Source organism: Brevibacterium sp. AGC70 (assembly GCF_057334195.1).
This window is the reverse complement of the sequence record NZ_JBHFIH010000007.1, coordinates 37,256-40,782: the sequence shown is the minus strand read 5'-3', so window position 1 is coordinate 40,782 and position 3,527 is coordinate 37,256. Positions and strand designations below refer to the sequence as shown.

3 protein-coding genes are annotated in these 3,527 nt (G+C 63.5%); 1 reads left to right on the top strand and 2 read right to left on the bottom strand.

Annotated elements, in window-relative coordinates; genetic code table 11:
* Nucleotides 1-60: 60 nt before the first annotated feature.
* Nucleotides 61-711 (bottom strand): copper resistance CopC family protein, encoded by a 651-nt coding sequence (locus ACE03M_RS05210; protein WP_143923141.1) that lies wholly within the window; start codon nucleotides 709-711, stop codon nucleotides 61-63.
* 33 nt (nucleotides 712-744) lie between these two features.
* A complete protein-coding gene (locus tag ACE03M_RS05205; RefSeq protein ID WP_485933031.1) occupies nucleotides 745-1,257 on the bottom strand; it encodes a low molecular weight protein-tyrosine-phosphatase in 513 nt (170 codons plus the stop codon).
* A 109-nt stretch (nucleotides 1,258-1,366) separates the two neighbouring features.
* Here ACE03M_RS05205 and ACE03M_RS05200 point away from each other — a divergent pair, with 109 nt between their 5' ends.
* Nucleotides 1,367-3,313 carry a M13 family metallopeptidase gene (locus ACE03M_RS05200; RefSeq protein WP_485933030.1) on the top strand — a complete coding sequence of 649 codons (1,947 nt, stop codon included), beginning with the start codon at nucleotides 1,367-1,369 and terminating at the stop codon, nucleotides 3,311-3,313.
* The last annotated feature ends 214 nt before the right edge of the window (nucleotides 3,314-3,527 follow it).

Below are 3,527 nucleotides of genomic sequence, written 5' to 3'. Positions count from 1 at the left end.
CACTTGCGCTCGGGGCCCCCACCATCAGAGCTGATCTCTTATGTCAGCGTCAGATCAGCATCACTCGTTCTTCGGGCCGTCTCCCGAGTCATCATCATTGGTGGTGCCGGGCAGGCCCTGGGCCTTGCGGCGCATGAGGAGGACGACGATGACGATGATCGCCAGACCGCCGACTCCGAGCAGAACGATCATCGGGGTCGACATCCCGGAATCGCTTCCAGTCGATTCGCCGATCTCGCCGCGCTCTTCGGTGTCCTTGCCCGGTTCGTCGACGACGCCGCCGCCGAGTCCAGCCTGTGAGGACTGTTCGACAGAGCCGCCTGCACCTTCGGCGTCAGCGATTGTGAAGTCGAAGTCACCAGAGATCGGGTGACCGTCCGATGACACCACGCGCCAGGTGACCTTGTAGTCGCCGGGCTTGAGGTTGTCGGGCAGTGCAACGGTGAGCTTCTTGCCGTCGACAGCGAGTTCACCTGCGGAGACGTTCTTACCATCGATGACGACCTTGACCTCGGAGCCGACCTCCTGGACTTCACCGGAGAACGTCATCTCGATCCATTCAGGCTGCTGGTCGACCGTCGTTCCGTCCTCAGGGTTCGACGAGACGAGCTGGTCATGAGCACTGGCCGGGGCGAAAGCAAAAACACTCAAGGCAGCCACCAGCAGGGCAGCGAAGCCGAGCTTGAGAGCGGACCACGTGGTTCGAGTCATGTCAGTATTCTCCTTCAACAATTACCTTCAGTATCACCGAGTCTGCTCGGCCACAGAGTGCAGATAGTCCGTGAGTCCCGGCACGGACACTTCTATTGTCTCAAGAGTTTCTTCGAAATCCTTTAATTGCCCCGCCCACGGGTCGGGAACATCCGGTGCGGGAGCATCGACTGCCGTCTCCTGAGCCACCCGCGGATCGAATTCGCGCAGCATACGCAGCTGCGGGCGCACCTCGGCGGGGAGGTCTGCAACGAGGTTCTGCAGGGCTCGGTAGTGTCTGCGGGTCATCGCGATCGCCACGTCACGTTCGGCCAACCATTCGGAGGTGATCTGGCGAGCGACATGATTCTCGGTGCGGTAGCCGGCGGTCTTCAGTACCCGTGCCTGAGTGGGGTCGATGGGGTTGCCGGCCTCCTCATCGCTGATGCCGGCCGAGTCGACAACAGCCTCGGCGCCGCTTCGTTCCAGGTGGCTCTGGAGCACGCGTTCGGCTGTGACCAAACGACAGATATTGCCCGTGCACACGAACACCACGGATGCCGCCATTGTACGTTCCTCCTCGTCGACCCGACACCCACTGCTGCGGTGGGCCACCAGCGCATGCGCGCCGGAGAATCCTGACCATTGTCCCTACTGATCACGATACTGTTGCACCATGACATCTGTTACATCGAACGCTTCGGCGCGCCCTCAGGACGATCTGTTCCGCCACATCAACGGCGAATGGATCGACTCGTTCATCATCCCCGACGACCGTGCCGGCGACGGCGCGATGCGCGAACTCTTCGACACCGCGGAGACCAAGGTCCGCGACATCATCACCGCCGTCTCCGACGCCCCGCAGGAGCCGGGCAGCGAAGGCCAGAAGGTCGCGGACGTGTTTTCCTCGTTCATGGATCTCGACCGGATCAACTCGCTCGGAGTCACTCCCCTCGATTCCTCCTTCGCCGCCATCGACGCTGCCGAGGACAAATCCGAGTTGGCGAATCTGCTCGGCCGCCTCGAGACCGAAGGCGTCGGCGGTGTCATCGGCGGCTACGTCACCGCCGATGCGAAGGACTCCGACATCTACGCCCTCTACCTCGTTCAAGCCGGCATCTCCCTGCCCGACGAGGACTACTACTTCAACGATGACCACGCCGAGGTGCGCGTGAAGTTCGTCGAGCACGTGAAGAAGATGTCGGCCCTCGGCGAGATCGGTGCCAAGAGCGGAATCTCCGACACCGAGGTGGCTGCCAAGGTGATGGCGTTCGAGACCGCCCTTGCCCGCCACCACTGGGACCGCGTGGCCTGCCGTGATGCGGAGAAGACCTACAACAAGTTCACCCTCGAGCAGCTGCGCGAACTGGGCCCGGGCTTCGACTTCGACTCCTGGTTCTCGACGCTGGCCGCCGATGTCGACGCTGAGCTGTCCTACTTGGTCGTCGGCCAACCCTCTTACGTCACCGGCCTGGCCGAGGTGTGGGAGCAGACCGACATCGAGACGATCAAGACCTGGCTGCGCTTCTCCGTCCTCTCGGACACGGCCTCGCTTCTGACCGATGAGATCGTCGAGGAGGACTTCGACTTCAACGCCCGCACCCTCTCGGGCACCCCCGCTCTGAGGGAGCGCTGGAAACGCGGTGTCGGACTGGTGCAGGGCCTCCTCGGCGAGGCTGTGGGCAAGCTCTACGTCGCACAGGAGTTCCCACCGGCTGCCAAGGACGCGATCGACCACCTCGTCGAGATGCTCATCAAGGCCTATGACAAGTCGATCAACGAGCTCGACTGGATGAGCGCGGAGACGAAGCAGAAGGCCCTGGTCAAGCTCTCGAAGTTCACACCCAAGGTCGGCTACCCCGAGGTGTGGCGCGAATACCCGGCCGCGATCGATTCCTCGGATCTGGTCGGCAATGTCCGTCGCTGCTCCCGCGCGGAGCACGTGCGCCAGATCAAGCGCATCGGCAAGGAGATCGACCGCACCGAATGGCTGATGACGCCGCAGACCGTCAACGCCTACTACCACCCGGTGATGAACGAGATCGTCTTCCCAGCCGCGATTCTGCAGCCGCCGTTCTTCGACGCCGCCGGTGATGTGGCCGCGAACTTCGGTGCCATCGGCGCGGTCATCGGCCACGAGATCGGCCACGGCTTCGATGACCAGGGTTCGCGCTACGACGGCGACGGCAACCTCGTCGATTGGTGGACGGCCGAGGATCGGGAGCGCTTCGAGGAGCGCACCAACGCCCTCATCGCCCAGTACGAGGCCCTGGTTCCGGCCGGCCTCGAATCATCACAGCATGTCAACGGCGCACTGACCGTGGGCGAGAACATCGGCGACCTGGGCGGGCTGTCCATCGGCTGGAAGGCACTTGAGCTGGAGTTGGGTCGGGTGCCGTCTTCCGATGAGGCCGCGACGTTCTTCGAAGCCTGGGCCAAGGCCTGGCGGGCGAAGATTCGCACCGAGGAGCGCGTGCGACGGCTGAGCATCGACCCCCACGCACCGGAGGAATTCCGCTGCAACCAGGTCGTGAAGAACATGACCGCGTTCCACGACACCTACGGCGTCAAGGAATCCGACGGAATGTACCTGGCACCCGAAGAGCGCGTCACCATCTGGTGAGCAGGGTTCCGGGGCTGGTCAGCTGGGTGCCGGGGCAGGTGAGCAGGGGGCCTGGGCTGGCAAGCAGAGTGCTTGGGCTGGCAAGCAGAGTGCTTGGCACTCAGCGGCCCTGACCCTCGGAAGTGAGCAGGCGGCGGCTCGGATACTTCGCGGTGTCCGAGCCGTCGCCTTTTGTGCCGCCATCAGTGACCGCACCTGCTAAACCGCCCCGACG

What these genes read in the sequence shown, in the direction of transcription:
- ACE03M_RS05210 (WP_143923141.1), bottom strand. Translation starts at nt 711, where the DNA reads ATGACTCGAACCACGTGGTCCGCTCTCAAGCTCGGCTTCGCTGCCCTG.
- ACE03M_RS05205 (WP_485933031.1), bottom strand. Translation starts at nt 1,257, where the DNA reads ATGGCGGCATCCGTGGTGTTCGTGTGCACGGGCAATATCTGTCGTTTG.
- ACE03M_RS05200 (WP_485933030.1), top strand. Translation starts at nt 1,367, where the DNA reads ATGACATCTGTTACATCGAACGCTTCGGCGCGCCCTCAGGACGATCTG.